General features: G+C 73.6%; 19 protein-coding genes. 13 read left to right on the top strand and 6 right to left on the bottom strand.

The features are described 5' to 3' along the window. Window positions 1-4 precede the first annotated feature (4 nt). The 4 genes from ACE1OC_RS10370 to ACE1OC_RS10355 all read right to left on the bottom strand — a co-directional run bounded on the left by ACE1OC_RS10370 (window position 5) and on the right by ACE1OC_RS10355 (window position 3,817). Window positions 5-448: a hypothetical protein gene (locus ACE1OC_RS10370; RefSeq protein ID WP_407836783.1), complete on the bottom strand. Its 444-nt coding sequence runs from the start codon at window positions 446-448 to the stop codon at window positions 5-7. Beyond that, entirely contained in the window at window positions 445-1,284 is an 840-nt protein-coding gene (locus ACE1OC_RS10365) for a GNAT family N-acetyltransferase (protein ID WP_407836782.1), read from the bottom strand. Before ACE1OC_RS10365 ends, ACE1OC_RS10370 begins: the two co-directional genes overlap by 4 nt. A 72-nt stretch (window positions 1,285-1,356) precedes the next feature. After that, a complete protein-coding gene (locus ACE1OC_RS10360) occupies window positions 1,357-2,166 on the bottom strand; it encodes a PaaX family transcriptional regulator C-terminal domain-containing protein (RefSeq protein ID WP_407836781.1) in 810 nt (269 codons plus the stop codon). A gap of 4 nt (window positions 2,167-2,170) precedes the next feature. Then, window positions 2,171-3,817 (bottom strand): AMP-binding protein, encoded by a 1,647-nt coding sequence (locus ACE1OC_RS10355; protein WP_407836780.1) that lies wholly within the window; start codon window positions 3,815-3,817, stop codon window positions 2,171-2,173. Between the two features lie 162 nt (window positions 3,818-3,979). Here ACE1OC_RS10355 and ACE1OC_RS10350 point away from each other — a divergent pair, with 162 nt between their 5' ends. The 3 genes from ACE1OC_RS10350 (at window position 3,980) to ACE1OC_RS10340 (ending at window position 6,171) form a co-directional block, all read left to right on the top strand. Continuing rightward, a complete protein-coding gene (locus ACE1OC_RS10350; protein WP_407836779.1) occupies window positions 3,980-5,227 on the top strand; it encodes an acyl-CoA dehydrogenase family protein in 1,248 nt (415 codons plus the stop codon). After that, window positions 5,224-5,622 carry a RidA family protein gene (locus ACE1OC_RS10345; RefSeq protein ID WP_407836778.1) on the top strand — a complete coding sequence of 133 codons (399 nt, stop codon included), beginning with the start codon at window positions 5,224-5,226 and terminating at the stop codon, window positions 5,620-5,622. Before ACE1OC_RS10350 ends, ACE1OC_RS10345 begins: the two co-directional genes overlap by 4 nt. A gap of 180 nt (window positions 5,623-5,802) precedes the next feature. After that, complete coding sequence (locus tag ACE1OC_RS10340; protein ID WP_407836777.1) at window positions 5,803-6,171, top strand: hypothetical protein; 369 nt, start codon at window positions 5,803-5,805, stop codon at window positions 6,169-6,171. 69 nt (window positions 6,172-6,240) lie between these two features. Here ACE1OC_RS10340 and ACE1OC_RS10335 read toward each other — a convergent pair whose 3' ends face one another. Then, window positions 6,241-7,635 (bottom strand): aminopeptidase P family protein, encoded by a 1,395-nt coding sequence (locus ACE1OC_RS10335; RefSeq protein ID WP_407836776.1) that lies wholly within the window; start codon window positions 7,633-7,635, stop codon window positions 6,241-6,243. A gap of 170 nt (window positions 7,636-7,805) precedes the next feature. On the opposite strand from ACE1OC_RS10335, the gene ACE1OC_RS10330 reads away from it, so the two are divergent. The 9 genes from ACE1OC_RS10330 to ACE1OC_RS10290 all read left to right on the top strand — a co-directional run bounded on the left by ACE1OC_RS10330 (window position 7,806) and on the right by ACE1OC_RS10290 (window position 18,345). Next, window positions 7,806-10,244: a collagenase gene (locus ACE1OC_RS10330; protein WP_407836775.1), complete on the top strand. Its 2,439-nt coding sequence runs from the start codon at window positions 7,806-7,808 to the stop codon at window positions 10,242-10,244. A gap of 48 nt (window positions 10,245-10,292) precedes the next feature. Then, window positions 10,293-11,447, top strand: coding sequence for an NAD(P)/FAD-dependent oxidoreductase (locus ACE1OC_RS10325; protein ID WP_407836774.1), 1,155 nt, complete (start codon window positions 10,293-10,295; stop codon window positions 11,445-11,447). 284 nt (window positions 11,448-11,731) lie between these two features. Continuing rightward, entirely contained in the window at window positions 11,732-12,067 is a 336-nt protein-coding gene (locus tag ACE1OC_RS10320) for a (2Fe-2S)-binding protein (protein WP_267040174.1), read from the top strand. Further along, window positions 12,048-13,502: an NAD(P)/FAD-dependent oxidoreductase gene (locus tag ACE1OC_RS10315; RefSeq protein ID WP_407836773.1), complete on the top strand. Its 1,455-nt coding sequence runs from the start codon at window positions 12,048-12,050 to the stop codon at window positions 13,500-13,502. The genes ACE1OC_RS10320 and ACE1OC_RS10315 overlap by 20 nt, the downstream gene beginning before the upstream one ends. A gap of 112 nt (window positions 13,503-13,614) precedes the next feature. Beyond that, on the top strand, window positions 13,615-14,544 hold the full coding sequence (locus ACE1OC_RS10310) for a dihydrodipicolinate synthase family protein (protein WP_382973833.1): 930 nt from the start codon (window positions 13,615-13,617) through the stop codon (window positions 14,542-14,544). A 27-nt stretch (window positions 14,545-14,571) separates the two neighbouring features. Continuing rightward, entirely contained in the window at window positions 14,572-15,576 is a 1,005-nt protein-coding gene (locus tag ACE1OC_RS10305) for a proline racemase family protein (RefSeq protein WP_407836772.1), read from the top strand. Further along, on the top strand, window positions 15,573-16,604 hold the full coding sequence (locus ACE1OC_RS10300) for a proline racemase family protein (RefSeq protein ID WP_407836771.1): 1,032 nt from the start codon (window positions 15,573-15,575) through the stop codon (window positions 16,602-16,604). The genes ACE1OC_RS10305 and ACE1OC_RS10300 overlap by 4 nt, the downstream gene beginning before the upstream one ends. A 23-nt stretch (window positions 16,605-16,627) precedes the next feature. Further along, a complete protein-coding gene (locus ACE1OC_RS10295; protein WP_407841524.1) occupies window positions 16,628-17,560 on the top strand; it encodes an ornithine cyclodeaminase family protein in 933 nt (310 codons plus the stop codon). 74 nt (window positions 17,561-17,634) lie between these two features. After that, the gene (locus tag ACE1OC_RS10290) at window positions 17,635-18,345 is read left to right on the top strand and encodes a GntR family transcriptional regulator (RefSeq protein WP_407836770.1); all 711 of its coding nucleotides are present in this window, start codon (window positions 17,635-17,637) and stop codon (window positions 18,343-18,345) included. A gap of 26 nt (window positions 18,346-18,371) precedes the next feature. Here the strand turns inward: ACE1OC_RS10290 and ACE1OC_RS10285 are convergent, their stop codons facing one another. Next, on the bottom strand, window positions 18,372-19,835 hold the full coding sequence (locus tag ACE1OC_RS10285; protein WP_407836769.1) for a hypothetical protein: 1,464 nt from the start codon (window positions 19,833-19,835) through the stop codon (window positions 18,372-18,374). Window positions 19,836-20,012: 177 nt separating this feature from the next. On the opposite strand from ACE1OC_RS10285, the gene ACE1OC_RS10280 reads away from it, so the two are divergent. Continuing rightward, window positions 20,013-21,755: an ABC transporter substrate-binding protein gene (locus ACE1OC_RS10280; RefSeq protein ID WP_407836768.1), complete on the top strand. Its 1,743-nt coding sequence runs from the start codon at window positions 20,013-20,015 to the stop codon at window positions 21,753-21,755. Window positions 21,756-21,758: the final 3 nt, after the last annotated feature.

The raw sequence follows: 21,758 nt of genomic DNA, 5'->3' as shown, positions 1-21,758 counted from the left end.
CGGGCTACCGGTGCGGCCGCAGGGTCAGGCACTCGTGGCAGTGGCAGGGCTCCGGATGCGGCCAGTCGGGCCAGGCGCCGGAGCGGAGCTCCCAGGCATGGTGCTCCAGGAGCACCGCGAGGTTCTGGGCGTACTCCTCCTCCAAGTAGCCCATTTCGAACCGTAGGAGGGCAGGGGAGCGTACGAGCACGGGGCGGAAGCTGTGCAGGTGCCGGGTGGCCACGTAGGACTGCCGGTACCCGCGACCGTGTCGCGGCCGCCCGGCGACCTCGCAGTCCCGGAGGCCGCCCCGCGTGGTGCCGACGAACACCTTGGAGCCGCCCTTGAACATCTTCGTGCCCGGGCGCTGCCCCTGGCCGCCCTCGCCGTAGCGGCGCCACATGACCACGTTCGCGGCCAGCATCCAGAAGGGCTCGACCGGTTCCTCACCTTCTGCGGGGCCGGTCATGCCAGGGCCACCTCCACCCGGTCCTCGACCGGGGTGTATCCCAGGCGCTGGTAGACGCGGTTGCTGGTGGGGTTCGCCAGGTCGGTGAAGAGCAGCACCTCCGCGGCCCCGGCCGCGTGCGCCGCCTCGGTCGCGGCGTACGTCACCCCGGCCGCATAGCCCCGGCCCCGCAGCTCCGGCGGGGTGTAGACCGGGCCGATCCGGGTCACCGCGTCGATCGGGCGGAAGAACCCGGCCAGCGAGACCGGGGTCCCGGCGTCCTCCCAGAGCAGCATGCCCCCGTACGAGAGCCGGTCGCGCAGGGCCGCCTCCGAGGCGGCCCCGCCCTCGCCGGACTCCTGCCTGAAGGCGGTGACCCACTCCAGGAGCAGCGGGAGGTCGGCCTCCTCGGCGGGCCGGGCCCGCCCGGCCGGGGCGGGGTCGGGGGCGATGAGCCCGGCGAGCCGGTAGAGGCGGTTCTCCTCCACGACCTCGGTCGGCTTCCCCCAGGAGACGGCCAGCGCCCGCGCGTCCTCGCGGCGGGCGTTGAGCGCGTCGACCCCGGCGAGCACCGGCTCGGAGGCGAGGGCGGCTCCCAGCTCCCGGACCGCCTCGGCGGGCAGGGTGCCGATCAGCAGCGGGTGCGGAGGGCACTGGACGAGGGCGCCCGCGACCAGCCCGTCGGGCCCGGTCCACCAGCCGAAGAGGGGCGGCTCGGATCCGAAGGCGTCCAGACCCTGCCGCTCCAGCGCGTCGATGACCGTGACCAGCTGGGTGTGGGGCACGGGCCGCGCTGCCACGGCGGGTCGCACGGCGGCCGCCCAGGCCGCCAGATCAGGGGTGAAGGTCCACGTCATGGCACATGATCACCCGCGTCGGGCGTGCGGTACAGCCGGTTTTCCGGGCTGCCGGCTGCCGGGCTGCCGGGCTCACAGTTCCACGAAGCCGGCCCCGAGGTCCCGCAGCCGTTCGTGGAGCTCCGCGAAGACCGCCGCCGAGCGGTCGCCCGGCCAGTCCGCCGGGAGCAGCGCGCGCGGCAGGCCCGGGTCCGCGTACGGGAGCCGGCGCCAGGTGTCCAGGGCGAGCAGGTAGCCGCGGTAGGCGGCCTCCGGGGTGGGGGCGGCCGTGCCCGTCTGGAGGGCGCGCAGGGCGGGCTCGTGGAGGTCGAGGAACTCCTCGTGCTGCTTGGCCAGCGCCGCCAGGTCCCACCAGCGGGAGACCGACTCCGCCGTCGGGGCGAAGCCCAGGTGGGCGCCGCGGAAGAGCTCCACGTACGGAGTCAGGTGCAGGCGCTCCAGGGTGTGCCGGGTCTCCCCGTCCCACTGAGCCGGGGCGATCCACACGCCGGGCGCCACCGCGCCGAAGCCGAGCCCGGCCAGCCGGGAGCGCAGCAGGTGCCGCTTCGCCCGCTCCTGCTCCGGGACGGAGAAGACGGCCAGCAGCCACTCCTGGGACTCCGGCGGGCGGGTGGTTCCGTAGATCCGGCGGTCGCCGTCCTCCAGGAGCCGGCGCGCCTCCCCGGAGAGCTCGTACCCCGCCGCGCGGTCCCCGGTCCGCGCGGGCAGCAGGAAGCCGCGCCGCTTCAGCCGGGACACGGACGAGCGGACGGACGGCGCGTCCACGCCGGCCGCGCCCAGCAGGCGGACCAGCGCGGACACCGGGACCGGGCCCGGGAAGGCCCGCCCGTAGGCGCCGTAGAACGTGACGATCAAGGATCGCGGAGTGTGCTGCTCGACCACGGCTTCACTCTAATTCGTGGTTCTGCTCGGGATCGTCCTGGTCGCGCAGCCGGAAGCGTTGCAGCTTGCCCGTCGCCGTCCGGGGCAGGGTGGGCAGGAAGACGAAGGTGCGCGGGCATTTGTGCGGGGCGAGCTCGCTGCGCATGAAGGTGCGCAGGGCGTCCTCGGTGAGGACCGCGCCCTCCCGGGGGACCGCGTACGCGACCACGATCTGTCCGCGCCGCTCGTCGGGGCGGCCGACCACGGCCGCCTCCAGCACGTCGGGGTGGCGCAGCAGGGCCTCCTCGACCTCGGGGCCCGCGATGTTGTACCCGGCCGAGATGATCATGTCGTCGGCCCGGGCCACGTAGCGGAAATAGCCCTCCGCGTCGCGGACGTAGGTGTCACCCGTGAGGTTCCAGCCGTCCCGTACGTACTCGCCCTGCCGCGGGTCCGCCAGGTAGCGGCAGCCCACCGGCCCCCGTACGGCCAGCAGCCCGGGCACCTCGTCCGCGACCGGCAGCCCCGCCTGGTCCACCACCCGGGCCTCCCAGCCCGGCACCACGCGGCCCGTCGTGCCGGGCCGGATGTCCTCGTCGGCCGCCGAGATGAAGATGTGCAGCAGCTCGGTGGCGCCGATCCCGTTGATGATCCGCAGGCCCGTGCGCTCGTACCAGGCCTGCCAGGTGGCGGCCGGCAGGTTCTCGCCCGCCGAGACGCAGCGGCGCAGCGCGGAGAGGTCGTAGGCGCCCGTGTCGTACGGGCCCAGCGTGTCCAGCATCGACCGGTACGCGGTGGGCGCGGTGAACAGCACCGACACCCGGTGCTCGGCCAGCGCGGGCAGCAGCCGGCGCGGGGAGCCGTCCGCGAGCAGCAGGGCCGAGGCGCCGGCCCGCAGCGGGAAGACCACCAGTCCGCCGAGGCCGAAGGTGAAGCCGAGCGGCGGACTGCCCGCGAAGACGTCCTCGGGGCGGGGGCGCAGCACCTCCCGGGAGAAGGTGTCGGCCACCGCGAGGAGATCGCGGTGGAAGTGCATGCAGCCCTTGGGGCGCCCGGTGGTGCCCGAGGTGAAGGCGATCAGCGCCACGTCGTCGGCGGAGGTCTCCACCGCCGGGTAGGGCTCGGGATGCCGCTCCGCCAAACGCAGCAGGTCGTCCGGATCCGCGCCGCCGTACGTGGTGATCCGCAGACCCGGCACCCCCGCCTTCACCAGGTCGTCCACCACCTCCGCCTCGCACAGGGCGTGGCTCACCCGGGCCATCGAGCACACCGTGGCCAGCTCCTGCGCACGCTGCTGGGCCAGGACGGTGACGGCCACCGCGCCCGCCTTCATCACCCCCAGCCAGCACGCGGCGAGCCAGGGGCCGGTCGGGCCGCGCAGGAGCACGCGGTTGCCGGGGACCACGCCGAGATCGGTGGTGAGCACGTGCGCGAGCCGGTCCACGCGGGCGTGCAGCTCCCCGTACGTCCACACGGTGCCGTCCGCGCCGCGGAAGGCGGGGCGGTCGGGGCCCAGCCGGGCGATGGTGGCGTCGAGCAGCTCCACACCGCAGTTGAGCCGGTCGGGGTAGGCCAGCCCGGGGAGTTCGAAGAGCAGCCGCGGCCAGGCGTGCGCGGGCGGCAGGTGGTCGCGCGCGAAGGTGTCTCGGTGAGCGGAAGGCTTGAGCTCCAAGGCGGGTTCGCCCCCTTGCGACGGCCCGCACCCCGGGTGGGGGCCGGACCCTGCGTATGGACTGTGGACCGAAGTGGAAGAGCCGGGCCGTGCGAACGCAGCACGAGCGTATCGTCATGGTGACGGGAGTCAACAGGACGCGATAGAGGCTGGGGCATACGGATGACCCGATTCACGGGATTCGCGCTCGGGACCGACCAGGAGGAGTGGTGCGCGCGGCTGCGCGCACTGGCGGCGGAGCGGCTGCGGCCGCTGGCGGAGAAGGGGGAGCCGGGCCGGGTCAACCGGCCGCTGCTGGCCGCGCTGGGCGAAGAGGGGCTGCTGGGGCGGGTGTTCACCTCGGGCGCGCTGGAACTGTGCCTGCTGCGCGAATCCCTCGCCTACGGCTGCACGGAGGCGGAGACGGCCCTCGCCCTCCAGGGACTGGGCGCGTACCCGGTGCTGCGCTCGGGCAGCGACGCGCAGCGCGAGCGGTGGCTGCCCGGCGTGCGGGCCGGGCGCACGGTGGCGGCCTTCGCGCTGAGCGAGCCGGGGGCCGGATCGGACGCGGGGGCGCTGGCGCTCGAAGCGGTGGCCGAGGGCGGTGGCGGTGGCGGGGGCGGGGGCTCTGGCCGGGGCTCCGGCCGGGGCGGCGGCCGGCGGGGCGGGGGCTGGCGGCTCAGCGGGGAGAAGTGCTGGATCTCCAACGCGCCCGAGGCCGACTTCTACACCGTCTTCGCCCGCACCGGCGAAGGCCCCGGAGCCAAGGGGGTCAGTGCCTTCCTGGTCCCGGCGGACCGGCCCGGGCTCTCGGGGGAGCCCCTCGACATGCTCTCCCCGCACCCCATCGGCGCGCTCGCCTTCGACGGGGTCCCGGTGGGCCCGGACGACCTGCTGGGGGAGCCGGGCCGGGGCTTCCGGGTGGCCATGGACACCCTGAACCTCTTCCGCCCCAGCGTGGGCGCCTTCGCCGTCGGGATGGCCAGGGCCGCCCTGGACGCGACGGTGGCGCACACGGCCGCCCGTACCGCCTTCGGCGGGGTGCTGGGCGACCTGCAGGCCGTGGCGCACCGGGTGGCCGAGATGGCCACCCGGACCGAGGCGGCCCGGCTCCTCGTCTACGCGGCGGCGGAGGCCTACGACGCCGACGCGCGCTCCCCGCAGGTGCCGAGGCGGGCGGCCATGGCGAAGCTGCTGGCCACGGAGACGGCCCAGTACGTCGTCGACCACGCGGTGCAGCTGCACGGGGCGGCCGCCCTGCGCCGGGGCCACCTGCTGGAACACCTGTACCGGGAGGTGCGGGCGCCGAGGATCTACGAGGGGGCGAGCGAGGTGCAGCGCACGATCATCGCCAAGGAGCTCTACCGGGAGGCACGGGAGATGCAGGAGGCGCAGGAGATGCGGGAGGCGCAGGAGGTGGGGGAGGCGTGAGCCTGGAGCGGATCAACCCGGAGGAGCTGTCCCCGGCGACGGGCTTCTCGCACGCCGTCGTCGCGAGCGGGGGCCGGCTGGTGTTCCTGGCCGGGCAGACGGCGCTCGACGGCGCGGGGAAGGTGGTGGGAGGGACGCTGCCGGAGCAGTTCGAGCAGGCGCTGGCGAACCTGCTGGCCGCGCTGGCGGGGGCGGGCGGCGCACCGGCCGATCTGGCCCGGGTCACGGTCTACGCCGTGGACGTGGCCGACTACCGGGACTGCGCCCCCGAACTGGGCCGGATCTGGCGGAGGTTGGCGGGCCGGGAGTATCCGGCGATGGCGGTCGTGGGCGTGGTCCGGCTGTGGGACGAGACGGCGCTCGTCGAGCTGGACGGGCTGGCGGTGCTCCCGTAGGTCTTTTCGCTGGTGAGCGCGGGTGCCTTTGACAGTGGGCAGGGGAGGGGGGAGGGTTGAAATGCCTCAAAACGGAGCGATCCGGAGTAATCAGCCCTTCATTCTCGGAGGTGTATGACTATGCGCCGTGGGTTCATTGCGGCAGCCGTGGCCGGGGCCGCCGGGATCACACTCGGCCTGATGCCGGCCGGTAGCGCCTTTGCCTCAGGTCTGCCGCAGACGTACCGCTGTTCGGACTGGCGCGGCAGCGACTGGCGCGGGGACGACTGGTGGCGCTACTGCTGCGACACCTCGCGCGCCGATCGCCCCAGCTGGTGCTGGGACAACTGGGACAACGACAGTTGGCACGGCAACTGGGACAACAGCAACTGGCGCAACAGCAACTGGAACGACAACTGGGACCACGACAACTGGAACGACCACGGAAACTGGAACGACCACGGAAACTGGAACGACAACGACAACTGGAACCACGACAACGGCAACTGGAACCACGACAACAACTGGCGCGACGGCGGCTACCGCAACGGGAACAACTGGAACGACTGACTGACCGCCCGGGCCCCGGCGTACCGGGGCCCGGGCGACGAACTGGGGCGCGCCCCGTTCCGCGCCCCGCTACCGGCCGCCGCCGTCCTCCAGCAGGTTCCCCATCCATTCCTCGATGCCCGCCACCGTGCGCGGCAGGGCGCCCGACATCAGCCGGGCGCCCTCGGCCGTGATCACCAGGTCGTCCTCGATGCGGACGCCGATGCCGCGCAGCTCCGGCGGGAGGGTCTCGTCGTCGGGCTGGAGGTAGAGCCCCGGCTCCACGGTGAGGACCTGGCCCTCTTCGAGGACCCCGTCCAGGTAGGTGTCCGCGCGCGCCTGCGCGCAGTCGTGCACGTCGAGCCCGAGCATGTGCCCGCTGCTGCACAGGGTGTAGCGCCGGTGCAGATCGCCCTCGGCGTGCTTGAGCACCCCCCATTCCGCGAGACCCTCCGCGATCACCCGCATCCCGGCCCGGTGGAAGTCGCGGAAGCTCGCGCCCGGCCGCAGCGCCGCCATGCCCGCGTCCTGGGCGGCCAGGACCAGTTCGTAGACCTGCCGCTGGACGGGGGAGAACCGGCCCGACAGCGGGAGGGTGCGGGTGACGTCCGCCGTGTAGAGGCCGTCGGTCTCCACGCCCGCGTCCATCAGGAGCAGGTCGCTCGCGTTCAGCCGGCCGTCGTTGCGGATCCAGTGCAGCACGCAGGCGTGCGCGCCCGACGCGGCGATCGTCTCGTAGCCGGTGCCGTTGCCCTCGGCCCGGGCGCGGCGGTTGAAGACCCCCTCGATCCACCGCTCGCCGCGCGGGTGGGCCAGGGCGCGCGGGAGGTCCCGTACGACGTCCTCGAACCCGGCGGTGGTGTGGTCGACGGCGAGCTGCAGCTCGGCCACCTCCCAGGCGTCCTTGACCAGGCGCAGTTCGGAGAGGGCGACGGCGAGCTCCGGGTCCGCGGCGGCATTGCGCCCCGTCGGGGAGCCCAGCGCGTCCAGGTGGGCGCAGCGGATGCCGGAGAGCCGCTCGGCCTCCGCGAGGTCGGGGCGGCGGCCGACCCAGAACTCCCCGTAGCGGCGGTCGCGGTAGAACTCCTCGTTGCCGCCGCTGCGCAGTGAGCGCGGGCGCAGGTAGAGGACGGCCTCGTGTCCGTGCGGGCCGGCCGGCTCCAGGACCAGGACGTGGCCGACCTGGTCCTCGCCGGTGAGCCCGGTCAGCCAGGCGTAGGCGCTGTGCGGGCGGAAGCGGTAGTCGCAGTCGTGGCTGCGGACCTTCAGCTCGCCCGCGGGGATGATCAGCCGCTCGCCGGGGAAGCGGGCGGAGAGGCGTGCGCGGCGGGCGGGAGTGACGGCGTACGAGGGGACGCGCGCGGCGTCCGGCAGGGGAGAGGCCGCCCAGTCCGACGCCATGAAGCGGGACAACTCGGCTGATACCGGCAGGTCGTGGCTGCCGATGTTGAGCCCGGCGGTGGGGCGGGAGGGGGTGTCGGTCACAGGGGCTCCCTCGAGAAGATGCGAACTGGTGGGCGCACAGGTCTTGTCAGTGCAATTTCACATTACTATGTTACAGCTCACACCGCGCCCCGTTAATCCCCGTCAAACGCCGCGTGAAGCAGGGCAGTTCCGCACTTTCCCCCACCGCCCCTCGCAGCCAGGAGTCCTTGGTGTCCCAGCTCAGAGTTGTGCGCACGTCTCTCCTCTCCGCCGCCGTCACGGTCGCTCTCCTCGCCACGGCGGGCCAGGCCACGACCCAGGCCGCCGACACCCAGGCCGTCGGGACTCCGGCCGCCGGGACCGGCACCGCCGGAGTCCCGGGTACCGCCGTATCCGGCACCTTCGCCGGAGGCGCCCCGGGGGCCGAGGCCGGCCAGGCCGGCGAGAACCCCTTCGACGAGGTCGAGCACCTCGCCGATGCGCAGCAGGCGGCCCCCGCGCCCGCCCCGGCCCCCGGGGGCCCGACCCCGGACGGCCGGGCCGTCGCCGAAGGCAAGGTGCCCGGCGCCGTCACCGCGCCCGCCGCCGTGACGGCCACGAAGAGCGGCAGGCTCGCCGCCGCCGCCCAGGGCACCGCCGCGGGCGTCCCCTGCACCCTCGACGGGATCACCGGGCTCACCCCGGAGCAGTTCGCCGACTTCCTCGCCGACCCGGCCGTCACGGCGGCCAAGGGCGGCTGCCTCTCGGGCCTCATCTGGACCTGGGACGCCCGCCTGGCCCCCGTGATGTCGGACGCCCACGTGCAGGCCGTCTCCCGCCGGATATCCGGCCTGGCCGCCTCCCACGACGGCCTGAACTCCTCCCACCTGGAGGAGATGTTCACCTACCTGCACGCCGTGGCCTACCACGACCACTCCCGCACCGAGATCGACGTCACCGACGCCCCGACCGTCGACGCCATGCGCCAGGCCATCGCCGCCTTCGCGGGCGCCGCCCGCACCTTCGACGCCACCGGCTCCAACGCCCGCACCCTGCGCGAGGCCCTCTACGCCGGCAGCGCCCCCGGCCTGCGCCACCACCAACTCGGCCTGATCAAGAACGTCCTGGCCACCATGGACCCGTCGCACACCGCGACGCACCTGGACACCGCCTGGGCGGGCGCGGCTCTCGCCGCCCTCTCCGTCAACTACCTCGGCGTGTACAACAACGACACCGCGTTCCACGCGGCGGCCGCCGCCGACGCCCCGTACCGCACCACCTTCAAGAACTTCGCCGCGTACGCCCACCTCAAGGGCACCGCGAACGCCTGGGTGGCGCGCGACGCCATCGCCGAGTTCGGCCGCTTCGGCCAGGTCGCGGGCCTGAAGGACGCGACCACCGCCGACCTCGGCGCGCTCCTCGCCCCGGCCAGGGCCGCCTTCGGCGACGGCAGCGAGCCGTGGGCGAAGGCCGTCTCCTGGCTCAACTTCTACCAGGCGTGCAAGCCGTACGGGGTGTGCAAGGAGGACATCGAGCGGGAGCTCTTCCCGAACACCTACACGTACGACAGCGGCGCCATCAAGGTCCGCACCGCCCTCGACCGGGCCACCGTCGACCAGCTCTACTACGCGAGCAAGCAGGTCAAGACCCAGTACCACCGGGTGGTGGGCACCGACCAGCCGATCGCCGGGGACGTCAACGCCACCCTGAACATCGTGCTCTACGCCTCCCGCGCGGACTACGTGAACTACCACCCGATCCTCACCGGGTACGGCACCAACAACGGCGGCATCTACATCGAGAACGGCGCCACCTTCTACACCTACCAGCGCCGCGTCCCGCAGGACTCCCAGCTCACCCTGGAAGAGCTCTTCCGCCACGAGTACACGCACTACCTCAACGGCCGCTTCGCCGTCCCCGGCACCTTCGGCCAGGGCGCCTGGTACGAGGGTGACCGCACGACCGCCATGGACGAGGGCACCGCCGAGTTCTTCGACGGCGCGACCCGCGACAACGGCATCGCCGTACGCAAGTCCCTGATCAAGAGCATCATCGCCGACACGGCCGGCGGCGGCCCGCGCATGTCGGTGGACCAGCTCCTGCACGCCACATATGCCAACGACGGCTTCCGCTTCTACGGGTACTCGGGCGCCTTCTTCGAGTTCCTGTGGACCGAGCGGCCCTCGGAGCTGCGGGCGATGTACGGCCACCTGCGCGCCAACGACCCGGCGGGCTTCGACGCCTGGCGCAGCAGGATGGGCCGGGACGCGGCCGTCCAGACCGGCTACGACCGGTTCCTGGACGCCCAGATCGCCAAGGTCGACCAGCTGTTCGTGCCGAACACCGCCTTCACCCCGAACGCGCAGCTGCGCGACGCGGCGCTCGCGGACGTGAAGTCCACCTTCGCGACGGCCACGTACAGCACGCCGGACTGCGTGGAGAACGGCGAGCCGGGCAAGCGCCGGTTCACCTGTACCGGCAGGATCACGGCGAACCTGAAGGACTGGCGCAGCGACGATCAGAACTTCAAGGACATGTCCGAGACGGTCGACTACTTCATCCTCGACCGGGCGGGCGCGGCCTCGAACAACCTGGCGGACATGAACTGCTCCTTCGGCGCACTGGACGTCTGGACCAACCATGTGGCCGGTACGTCGAGTTACAGCTGCGAGGGCCCGCTGCGCGGCTGACCTCGGCCACCTCTGTCCCCATCTAGAGATATGTGACATATTACTGCCGTGCCCAAGAGACACCCCCTGGACCTCGTGATCATCGGCGCAGGCGTCGTCGGAGCCGCGTGCGCGTACTACGCGGCGCGCGCCGGACTCCGCGTGGCCGTCGTCGACCGCGGCCCGGTCGCCGGCGGCACGACCGGCGCCGGCGAAGGCAACCTGCTCGTCTCCGACAAGGAGGCGGGCCCCGAGCTGGACCTCGCGCTGCTCTCGGCGCGGCTCTGGCGGGAGCTCGCGCTCGAACTCCCCGGGGAGATCGAGTACGAGGCCAAGGGCGGCCTGGTCGTCGCAACCGACGAGGCCACCGTGAAGGCCCTGCGGGGCTTCGCGGACGGCCAGCGCGCGGCCGGCGTCGACGCGGTCGAGGTGGGACCGGGAGAGCTGCGAGAACTGGAGCCCCACCTCGCCCCGGACCTGGCGGGCGGCTTCCACTACCCGCAGGACGCCCAGGTTCAGCCGGCCCAGGCGGCGGCGCAGCTGCTGGCCGCGGCGCCGGGCGTGGTGCTCCACCTCGGGGAGGAGGTCACGGAGCTCCTCCGCGGCCCGGCGGGCGAACTCCGCGGAGTCCGTACGCCGCGCCGCGACCTCCTCGCCCCGGCGGTGCTCAACGCGGCCGGCACCTGGGGCGGGGCGGTGGCCGCGCTGGCCGGAGTCGGCCTTCCGGTGCTGCCCCGGCGGGGTTTCGTCCTGGTGACGGAGCCGCTGCCGAGGGTGGTGCGGCACAAGGTCTACGCCGCGGACTACATCGCGGACGTCGCGAGCGGGTCGGCGGCGCTGCAGTCCTCGGCGGTGGTCGAAGGCACCCCGGCGGGGCCGGTCCTGATCGGCGCCACCCGCGAACGGGTCGGCTTCGACCGCTCGCTGTCGACGGAGGCCCTGCGCCGGCTGGCGGCGCAGGCCGCGGCCCTCTTCCCGGTCCTGGCGGACGTCAAGGTGCTCCGCACCTACCACGGCTTCCGCCCGTACCTGCCGGACCACCTCCCGGCGATCGGTCCGGACCCCCGGGTCCCGGGCCTGTTCCACGCCTGCGGCCACGAGGGCGCGGGCATCGGCCTGGCCCCGGCGACGGGAGCCCTGATCACAGCGGCCCTGACGGGCACGACCCCGGCCCTGGACCCGAGCCCCTTCACCCCGTCCCGCTTCGCGGAGTCCACGAGATGACCGGGGGTCCGGGTGCGGCGCCGCCGGCGCCGGGGGTGCCGCTGCGCGGCGTGGAGTCCCCCACCCGCCCTTCGCCCGTTCCCCGGGGCTCCGCCCCGGACCCCGCCGGAGGGGCTGATAGATCCAGCCTCGCCGGCGTTTGAGGCGCGGGGTCTGGGGCGGAGCCCCAGGAGGGGTCCGGGCGCAGCCCGGGGAGCGGTGGAAGGGCGGGGCGGGGACGGCCCCGCAGGGCAACCGCGGTGCGGGATCGCGCAGAGTCAGAGGAATCGAGGAGGACGGAAGCGATGAGCGAAGCGACGAGGGGCCGGCGAAGGTCACCCCGCGACCTGGTGGGCGGCACCCCCGCGGAAACCTGGAGCCTCCGCTTCGACGACCGCGAACTCCCGGCCCAGTCCGGACAGAGCATCGCCGCCGTCCTCTGGTCCGCCGGCATCCTCGCCTGGCGCACCACCCGCGAAACCGCCGCCCCCCGCGGAGCGTTCTGCGGGATCGGCAGTTGCTACGACTGCCTCGTCACCGTCAACGGCCGCCCGAACCAGCGCGCGTGCCTCGTACCCGCCCGCCCGGGCGACCACGTCACCACCCAGGAAGGGACCGGCCGTGACGACCTCGCCGTCTGACTCCCCGTCCGCCTCCGCTCAGGCCGCCGCCCACGCCTTCGCCGACCTCGCCGTCGTCGGCGCCGGCCCCGCCGGCCTCGCCGCCGCGGTCACGGCCGCCGGCCTGGGCCTGCGCGTCACCCTCCTGGACGCGGGGGAGCGCCCCGGCGGGCAGTACTTCCGCCACCCCGCGCCCGGCCTCGGCGCGGCCCGCCCCGAGGCCCTGCACCACGGATGGTCCGCCTTCGCCTCGCGCGAAGCCGCCCTGCGCGCCCACGCATCGGCCGGCCGGATCACGTACCTCCCCCACCACCACGTCTGGACGGTGATCCCGGACCCCGCCGGGAGCCCCGGCACCGGCCCCGCCTGGACCCTGCACGCCGTCGCCGGCCCCGACGAGGCCCCCGCCACGGTCCGGGCCCATGCCGTCCTGCTCGCCACCGGCGCCTACGAGCGCCAGCTCCCCTTCCCCGGCTGGACCCTGCCCGGAGTCGTCGGGGCCGGCGGGGCGCAGGCCATGCTCAAGGCCGGGCTCGTGCTCCCGGGCAGCCGGGTCGTCGTCGCAGGGAGCGGCCCCCTGCTGCTCGCCGTGGCCGGCTCGCTCGCCGCCGCCGGAGCCCGGGTGCCCGCGGTCGTGGAGGCCGCCGCGTACACCGGCTACGCCGCCCACGCCCCCGCGCTGCTCCGCAACCCCGGCAAGCTCGCCGAAGGCGCCACGTACGGCGGGGCCCTGCTCCGCCACGGGGTCCGCCTCCTCGCCCGGCACGCCGTCACCGAGGCCCACGGCACCGACCGGGTCGAGGCCGTCACCGTGGCCCGCCTCGACCGCGACTGGCGCCCGCTCCCCGGCACCGCCCGCCGCATCCCCTGCGACGCCGTGGCCGTCGGCCACGGGCTCGTGCCCCAGCTGGAGCTGGCCACCGGTCTCGGCTGCGCCACCCGCCCGAGCCCGGACGCCACCGTCGCCCTGGAACTGGACGCCGAGCAGCGCACCTCCGTCCCCGGGATCTGGTCCGCCGGGGAGACCGGCGGCATCGGCGGAGCCCAACTGGCCCTGGCCGAAGGCGAGATCGCCGCCCACTCCATCGCGGGCCGGCCGGTACCGGCGCGCCTCGCCCGTACCCGTACGAGGCTGCGCGCCTTCGCCGCCGCGATGGCCGGCGCGCACCGGCCGGGCCCCGGCTGGACCGGCTGGCTGCGCGAGGACACCGACGTCTGCCGCTGCGAGGAGGTTCCGGCGGGCCGGATCCGGGAGGCCGTCGAAGACCTGGGGGCGCGGGACGCCCGTACGGTCAAACTCCTCACCCGGGCCGGGATGGGCTGGTGCCAGGGCCGGATGTGCGGGCCGGCCGTCGCCGCCCTCGCCGGGACCGACCCCGCCCCGGACCGCAGGCCGCTGTCCTGCCCGGTCCCGCTCCGCCACCTCGCCGCACTCCCCGCCGAACCGCCTCACTGAGGCGCTTTCGGGCGAACTTCCCTGACGGGACCGCCGACAGGGCGGCCGCACCTCTTGTGGCCACGTCGTACCCACTAGTAAAATGTCACACATCACCCTAGGGAGCATCCTCATGACCCACGCGCACACCCCCGCGCCCGCCGGTACGGACACCCGCACCCGCCCCTGGCACGGCATCATGGTCGCCACCACCCTGCCCCTGCGGGAAGACCTGAGCGTCGACCACGACGCCTACGCCGAACACGTGGCCTGGCTGATCGCCAACGGCTGCGACGGCGTCGTCCCCAACGGATCCCTCGGCGAGTACCAGACCCTCACCGACGAGGAGCGCGCCCGCGTCGTCCGTACCGCCGTCGAGGCCGCCGGCGACGGTTCCCGCGTCATGCCCGGAGTCGCCGCCTACGGCAGCGCCGAATCCCGCCGCTGGGCCGAGCAGGCCGCCGAGGCCGGCGCCGGATCCGTGCTCCTGCTGCCGCCGAACGCCTTCCGGGCCGACGCGGACGCCGTACGCGCCCACTACGCCGAGGTCGCCCGCGTCGGCGTGCCCGTGGTCGCGTACAACAACCCCATCGACACCAAGGTGGACCTCGTCCCGTCCCTGCTGGCCCGGCTGCACGCCGACGGATCCATCGTCGCGGTCAAGGAGTTCAGCGGAGACGTGCGGCGCGCTTACGAGATCGCCGAACTGGCCCCCGGACTCGACCTGTTGATCGGCGCCGACGACGTCCTGCTCGAACTGGCCCTGGCCGGCGCGGTCGGCTGGATCGCCGGGTACCCCAACGCGCTCCCGCAGGCCTGCGCCACCCTCTACCGCGCCGCCGTCGCGGGAGACCTCGACACCGCCCTGCCCCTCTACAAGTCCCTGCACTCCCTGCTGCGCTGGGACTCCAAGACCGAGTTCGTCCAGGCCATCAAGCTCTCCATGGACCTGGCCGGCCGCCCCGGCGGCCCGACCCGCCCGCCCCGCTTCCCGCTGACCGGCGAGATCGAGGCCGGCGTCCGCGCCGCGACCGAGAAGGCGCTCGCCGAGGGCCTCAACTAACCCAGTCCGAAGTCCGAGGGGGACTTGATGCGCACCCGAAACATCTACCACGCGGTGGACTCGCACACCGAGGGCATGCCCACCCGGGTGATCACCGGGGGAGTCGGGGTGATCCCCGGCGCCACCATGGCCGACAAGCGGCTCCACTTCATCGAGCACCTGGACCACCTCCGGACCCTGCTCATGTACGAGCCGCGCGGCCACTCCGCGATGAGCGGCGCCATCCTGCAGCCCCCGACCCGCCCCGACGCCGACTTCGGCGTCCTCTACATCGAGGTGTCGGGCCTGCTCCCCATGTGCGGGCACGGCACCATCGGGGTCGCCACCGTCCTGGTGGAGACGGGCATGGTGCCCGTCGTCGAGCCGGTCACCACCGTCCGGCTCGACACCCCGGCCGGGCTGGTCAGCGTCGCCGTCCGGGTCGAGGACGGGGCGGCCACCGCCGCCACCTTCACCAACGTCCCGGCCTTCTGCGTCGGCCTCGACCTCAAGGCAGAGGTCCCCGGATACGGCACGGTCACCTACGACCTCGCCTACGGCGGCAACTTCTACGCCTTCGTCGAACTCGACGCCCTCGGGCTCCCCTTCGACCGGGAGCGCGGGGACGACCTGCTGGCCGCCGGACTGGCCGTGATGGAGGCGATCAACGCCTCCCCGGACCGGCCCGTCCACCCCGAGAACCCCTCCTTCGGCGGGGTCAAGCACGTCTACCTCGCCGCCCCCGGCTCCGACGCCCGCCGCTCCCGGCACGCGATGGCCATCCACCCCGGCTGGTTCGACCGCTCGCCGTGCGGTACGGGAACCAGCGCGCGCATGGCGCAGCTGCACGCCCGCGGACTCCTGCCCCTGGACACGGACTTCGTCAACGAGTCCTTCATCGGCACCGAGTTCACCGGCCGCCTCATCGGCGAAACCACGGTGGGCGGCCGCCCGGCCTTCGTGCCCACCGTCACCGGGCGGGCCTGGATCACCGGCACCGCCCAGTACTTCCTCGACCCGTCCGACCCGTTCCCCGGAGGGTTTCTGTTGTGACCGTCGTACGAACCGTGGACTACCACACCGCCGGCGAGCCCTTCCGCATCGTCGACCTCACCTACGGGGGAGCGCCGCCCGTGCCCGGGGACACCGTCGCCGAGCGCTGTGCCACCGCCATCGGGCCGGGGGGATCGGGCACGGCCCCCCGGCGCGGCCCGCTGGACGACGTACGCCGGCTCCTCGTGCAGGAGCCGCGCGGGCACGCCGGGATGTACGGGGGCTTCGTGGTCCCGCCCGACGACGACGGGGCCCACTTCGGGGTGCTGTTCTGGCACAAGGACGGCTACTCCACCGCCTGCGGCCACGGCACCATGGCGCTGGGCGCCTGGGCCGTGGACACCGGCCGGGTCGCCGCCCCGGACGACGGGGACGTCCAGGTGCGGATCGACGTTCCCTCGGGGCGGGTCGCCGCGACCGTGCACCGTTCGGGGGGCCGCACCACCGGGGTCACCTTCCGCAACGTCCCGGCCCGTACCAGCGCCCGCAAGGTGCCCGTCGCCACCACCCTCGGCATGGCCGAGGTGGACATCGCGCACGCCGGGGCCTGCTACGCCTCCCTCCCCGCCCGGGACCTCGGCCTGGACGTGACCCCGGCCTCCCTGCCCGCGCTCGTACGGGCCGGGAAGGAGATCCGCGCCGCCCTCGCCACCCACCCCGGGACCTGGCACCCGGACGGGCCGCTGCTCTCCGGGGTGTACGGGGTGACCCTGTACGAGGAGCTCCCCGACACCCCCTTCGGGCCGCACCAGCGCAACGTCACCGTCTTCGCCGACGGGCAGATCGACCGCTCGCCCTGCGGCTCCGGCACCTCGGCGCGGCTCGCGCTGCTGGCCGAGGACGGGCGGCTGGGGGAGGGGGAGGACCTGCTGCACGAGTCGGTCGTGGGCACGGTGTTCACCGGCCGCGTCGCCGCGCGGGTGGCGGAGGGCGTGGTCACGGAGGTCACCGGTACGGCGTACCGCACGGGCGAACACCTCTTCAGCGTCGACCCGCAGGACGCGCTCGGCGCAGGGTTCCTGCTGTGATCCCCCAGCTGTCGGGCGCGGAGATGGCCGGGCTGCTCACCCCGGCCGCCGCCGCGGACGCGCTGGCCGGCGTACTGCTGGCCGGGCTGGACCCGGAGACCTGCCCGCCGCGCAGCGCCCTGCCCGTGCCGGGCGGCGGGGAGCTGCTGCTCATGCCGGCCGCCACCGGGGCCTACGCCGGCGTGAAGATCGCCGGGGTGGCCCCGGGGAACCCGGCGCTCGGACTGCCCCGGATCACGGGGTCCTACCTCCTCCTGGACGGGCCCACCCTGCGCCCCCTCGCCCTGCTCGACGGGGCGGCGCTGACCACCCTGCGCACCCCGGCGGTCTCGGCCCTCGCGCTGCGCCACCTGGCCCCGGCCGGGCGGCCGCTGCGGCTGCTGCTCTTCGGCTCGGGACCGCAGGCGTACGGGCACCTCGACGCAGTGCACGCGATGCGGCAGCTGGCGGAGGTGGTGGTCGTGGCCCGTGCGGGGTCCGCGGGCAGCGCCGCCGGCGCGGAGAAGCTGGCGGCGCACGCGCGGGGGCTGGGCGTCCCCGCCCGGACGGGGGCGGCGGCGGAAGTGGCCGACGCCGACCTGGTGATCTGCTGCACCACCTCCCGCGAACCCCTCTTCGACGGGCGGCTGATCGCGCCGGGCGCCACCGTGGTCGCCGTCGGCTCGCACGAGCCGGACGCCCGCGAGGTGGACACGGCGCTGGTCCGGCGGGCGGCCGTGTACGTGGAGTCGCGTGCGGCGGCTCTGCGCGAGGCGGGGGACCTGCTGGTGCCGGAGGCGGAAGGGGCGATCGGTGCCGGTCATATCAGCGGCACCCTGGCCGACCTGGTTGCGGGCCGGATGCCGGGTGCGGGGGCGGCGAGTTGTCCACAGCTCTTCAAGAGTGTGGGCATGGCCTGGGAAGATCTCGCTGTGGCGGTCGCTCTGTTCGAGGCCGCCGGGAGCGGTGTCCACTGAGGAGCGAGCACAACGTGACATTGTACGCTGTTCCTCCGCACGCCGGTGGTGTGAGCGGTCTCGGAGGAAATGCAATGGGTGACCTGAAGCAGCACAGTCTCATCAAGGCTCAGGAACGGCTCCGCGACCAGGTCGGCCACGCCCTGAGGGCCGCCCTGATAGCGGGTGAACTGCGCCCCGGGAGCGTCTACTCCGCCCCCGGCCTCGCAGCCGAGCTCGGCGTCTCGGCCACCCCCGTGCGCGAAGCCATGCTCGACCTGGCCCGCGAGGGCCTGGTGGAGCCGGTCCGCAACAAGGGCTTCCGCATCACGGAGGTCAGCGAGCGCGATCTGGACCAGTACACCGAGCTGCGCACGATGATCGAGGTCCCGACCATCGGCAAGATCACGAAGATCGCCACGCCCGAGGCCCTGGAGGCCCTGCGCCCCATCGCGCAGGAGATCGTCACCAGCGCGCGCGAGCACAACCTCATCGGCTACCTGGAGGCCGACCGCCGCTTCCACCTCACCCTGCTCGGCCTCTCGGGCAACGACCGCCTGGTGGAAACCGTCGGCGACCTGCGCAAGCGCTCCCGGCTGTACGGCCTGACGGGCCTGGACGAGGCCGGCAAGCTGGTCTCCTCCGCCGAGGAGCACATCGAGCTCCTCGACCTGATGCTCAGCGGCGACGCGGAGGCGGCCGAAGCCTGCATGACCCGTCACCTGGGCCACGTCCGCTCCCTCTGGGCCCAGGGCCGCGACGAACCGGTGGGCCGCACCAAGGGCCGCCTGGGCTCGGGCCTCTAGCCCACCGCCGACCACCCGAACGGCGGCTATGCGGGCCCGCGCCCGGCGGCGTCGGGGGCGGCCAGGTCCAGCACCGCGCGCATCGCCTCCACCGGAAGGCCGGGGGAGGCGGCGGCGGACATGGCGACGGACTCCGAGCCGTCACCGAGCAGGCGCAGCAGCGTGCCCGTGGCCGTCCGGGAGTCCTCGGCGACGGCCCGCCGTACGGTGTGGTCCTCGTCCGCCGCCAGCCGCTCCAGCAGCGCGGCGGGCACGTCGGGGTCACGCAGCGCGAGGAGGCGCATGCGGGGGTCGGGGTCGGCGGCGAAGCGTCGGAGCGTCTCGGGCGCGAACGGGAAGTAATCCGCGGGCCGGTCAAGGAACTTCGACCGTTCGTGGCGCCGTTCGATGTCCTCGGCGGTGGCGGGGTCCACGTCGGGCGTCCGTTCCAGAGCGATCATGCGGACCGTCGGGTCCTCGTCCTCGAGCATCCCCCGCAGCAGCTCGGCCGGCAGCCGCTCACTGCACGCCGCCGCGCGCCGCAGCCCCGTATAGGGGGAGGCGACGTACGGGACGGGGTCGGCCGCGACCCAGGGGTAGGACCCCATCTCCAGGAACACGAGGGTGATCTCGCAGAAGACGTCGTCCTCTTCCGCGTTCTCCCAGTCCTCTTCGGACCGGCGGGCTCCGGCGGTCAGCCACGCGTGGATCTCGTCGCGTAGCTCCGGTGGGGTGTCCGCGCGGGCGAAGACCTTCCCCCGCACGTCGGGGCTCGTGTCCCGCGCCAGTGCGTCCCGTACCCGCGGAGGCAGCGCCGGGTGGGCGGCGAGCTTCGCCCGTACCTCCTCGTCGGGGTCGGCGGCCAGAGCCGAGGCCGTCTCCGGGTCCAGTTCCAGGGAACGTACGACTTCCTTGCGCGTGGCCGGATCGGCCAGCAGGGCGGCGTGCAGGTCGGGGGGTGCGCCGTGCCCGCAGGCGCGCGCCCGTACCTCCGGCTCGGTGTCGGTGAGCAACCTCCGGAGCAGGTCTTCGGGCAGTTCCGGCCGCCGTGCGAGCGCCGCGCGCACCCCGGCGTCGGTGTCGGCGGCCAAAGCGGCCAGGGATTCGGCGGACAGGTCGGGTTGGCCCGCGAGGGCGATCCGCACCTGAGCTTCGGTGTCGGCGGCGAACAGAGCGTGTCGCCCGGCGCCGGCGCTCTCCAGCTTCGCGCGCACCGCACGGACCTCGGGGTCCGGATCGGCCGCGAGCCGTGTGGCGATCTCGGGCGGCAGCGCCGCGTTGTGCGCGAGCGCCTGCGACTCGCCGTGTGCCAGGTACTCCTCGCACAGGGCCGGACTCGGTGCGAACCCCTTCCGCAGAGCCAGCCGCAGCGGTGCCAGGTCGTGAGGCAGGAGCCGTACCGCCAGCTCCTCCGGCAGGGCTTCGTTCCGGGTCAACCCGGTCAGCACTGCGGCCAGATGCACGAGCTCGGGAGGGCCGGGAGGCGGCTCGGGGGGCTCTATCGGATCCATGGCGGGAGCATAGGCGTCGCCCTCACCGCCCAGCCCGGTCGGCGTCCGCAAGGCCCACGCGTGCGGGCGGATTTGGACACGGCTGGATAACGGCGGCTCCAACCCCTTGTCAGTACAATTTCACATTACTATGTTACCGGTCACATCATAGAGCGCGGCCCTTCACTGGAGTGACCCATGACCAAGCGCACCCAACTCGCCCTCGCCACCGCCCTGGTGGCCGCACTCGCACTCGGCGCCTCGGGCTGCTCCGACCCCAAGAAGGGCTCCGCCGGCGGCGGTGCCTCCAACCCCGCCTCCGCCAACGACGGGAAGATCCTGGGCGGCGCACCCGTCAAGGGAGGCACCCTCACCGTCCTGTCCAACCAGGACTTCGCCCACCTCGACCCCGCCCGCAACTGGGTCATGCCGACCATGGACTTCGGCACCCGCCTCCTCTACCGCACCCTGGTCACCTTCAAGGCGGAGCCGGGCAAGTCCGGCAGCGAGCTCGTCCCCGACCTCGCCACCGACCTGGGCACCCCCTCCAACGGCGGCCGCACCTGGACCTTCACCCTGAAGGAGGGCGTGAAGTACGAAGACGGATCGCCCATCAAGGCCCAGGACATCAAGTACAACGTCGAGCGCTCCATGGCCCCCGACCTCACCGGCGGCCCCGACTACGCGGCCCAGTACCTGGCCGACGCCGAGGGCTACAAGGGCCCGCTCCAGGGCAAGCACCTCGACTCCGTCAAGACCCCCGACGACCGCACGATCGTCTTCGAACTGAAGCGGCCCGTCGCCGAGTTCTCCGCGACCGCGACCCTCCCGACCTTCGCCCCGGTCCCCGAGTCGCAGGAGAAGGGCACGCAGTACGACGCCCGCCCGTTCTCCTCCGGCCCGTACAAGATCGAGTCGTACGACCGCGACAAGAAGCTCGTCCTGGTCCGCAACGAGCACTGGGACGCCAAGACCGACACCGTCCGCAAGGCCTACCCCGACAAGTTCGTGGTCGTCATGGGCCTCAAGGGCGGTCAGATCGACGACCGGATCATCGCCGGGGAGGGCGCCGACGCCTCCTCCGTCCAGTGGTCCGACATGCGGCCCGAGAGCGCCCCCAAGGTGCTGCCCAAGCCGGAGGTCAAGTCGCGGCTGCTGGCCGAGTCGCAGGGCTGTACCGAGATGCTCCAGATGAACAACTCCCGCGCCCCCTTCGACGACCCGAAGGTCCGCGAAGCCCTCCAGTACGCCGTCGACAAGGAGGCCGTGGTCACCGCGGGCGGCGGCCCGGCGCTCAACGAGGTCGCCACCGCCTACCTGCCCCCGGCCCTCTCCGGCGGCAAGCAGGCCGACACCCTGAAGATCGCGCCGTCCGGCGACCCCGCCAAGGCCAAGGAGCTCCTCAAGGCCGCGGGCAAGGAGACCCTGAAGGTCTCCCTGGCCGTCTCCACCGGTGACAAGGGCAAGGCGGAGGCCGTCCAGCAGGGCCTGGCCCGCGCGGGCGTCGAGGTGGTCATCGACACCGTCGACCCGGGCGCCTACTACGACGTCATCGGCGACACCACCACCGCCCCCGACCTCGTGCTGTCCGGCTGGTGCCCCGACTACCCCTCCGGCTCCACCTTCCTCCCCTTCGTCTTCGACGGCCGCACCATCAAGGCCAAGGGCAACTCGGGCAATTACTCGCAGTTCAAGGACGAGGCGACGATCAAGCGGATCGACGAGATCAACGCCATGGCCGACGCCAAGGAGGCCAACCAGGCCTGGATCGACCTCGACGCCGAGATCATGAAGAAGTCCCCGGCCGTCCCCGTGCTGCTGGAGCGCAAGCCGCTGCTCGTCGGCACCAACATCGCCGGCGCCTTCGGCCACCCCGTCTGGGTCGGCCAGCTCGACTACGCCACCATCGGCCTCAAGGACCCGTCGAAGAGCCAGGGCTGAGGA

The organism is Streptomyces stoeckheimensis (assembly GCF_045822005.1).
Lineage (GTDB): Bacteria > Actinomycetota > Actinomycetes > Streptomycetales > Streptomycetaceae > Streptomyces > Streptomyces stoeckheimensis.
Note: the sequence above shows the minus strand (reverse complement) of the source record. Positions and strands in the feature narration are given on the sequence as shown.

Coding starts and splice junctions, on each gene's coding strand:
- ACE1OC_RS10370 (WP_407836783.1), bottom strand. CDS start 448: ATGACCGGCCCCGCAGAAGGTGAGGAACCGGTCGAGCCCTTCTGGATG.
- ACE1OC_RS10365 (WP_407836782.1), bottom strand. CDS start 1,284: ATGACGTGGACCTTCACCCCTGATCTGGCGGCCTGGGCGGCCGCCGTG.
- ACE1OC_RS10350 (WP_407836779.1), top strand. CDS start 3,980: ATGACCCGATTCACGGGATTCGCGCTCGGGACCGACCAGGAGGAGTGG.
- ACE1OC_RS10340 (WP_407836777.1), top strand. CDS start 5,803: ATGCCGGCCGGTAGCGCCTTTGCCTCAGGTCTGCCGCAGACGTACCGC.
- ACE1OC_RS10320 (WP_267040174.1), top strand. CDS start 11,732: ATGAGCGAAGCGACGAGGGGCCGGCGAAGGTCACCCCGCGACCTGGTG.
- ACE1OC_RS10310 (WP_382973833.1), top strand. CDS start 13,615: ATGACCCACGCGCACACCCCCGCGCCCGCCGGTACGGACACCCGCACC.
- ACE1OC_RS10305 (WP_407836772.1), top strand. CDS start 14,572: ATGCGCACCCGAAACATCTACCACGCGGTGGACTCGCACACCGAGGGC.
- ACE1OC_RS10295 (WP_407841524.1), top strand. CDS start 16,628: ATGGCCGGGCTGCTCACCCCGGCCGCCGCCGCGGACGCGCTGGCCGGC.
- ACE1OC_RS10290 (WP_407836770.1), top strand. CDS start 17,635: ATGGGTGACCTGAAGCAGCACAGTCTCATCAAGGCTCAGGAACGGCTC.
- ACE1OC_RS10285 (WP_407836769.1), bottom strand. CDS start 19,835: ATGGATCCGATAGAGCCCCCCGAGCCGCCTCCCGGCCCTCCCGAGCTC.
- ACE1OC_RS10280 (WP_407836768.1), top strand. CDS start 20,013: ATGACCAAGCGCACCCAACTCGCCCTCGCCACCGCCCTGGTGGCCGCA.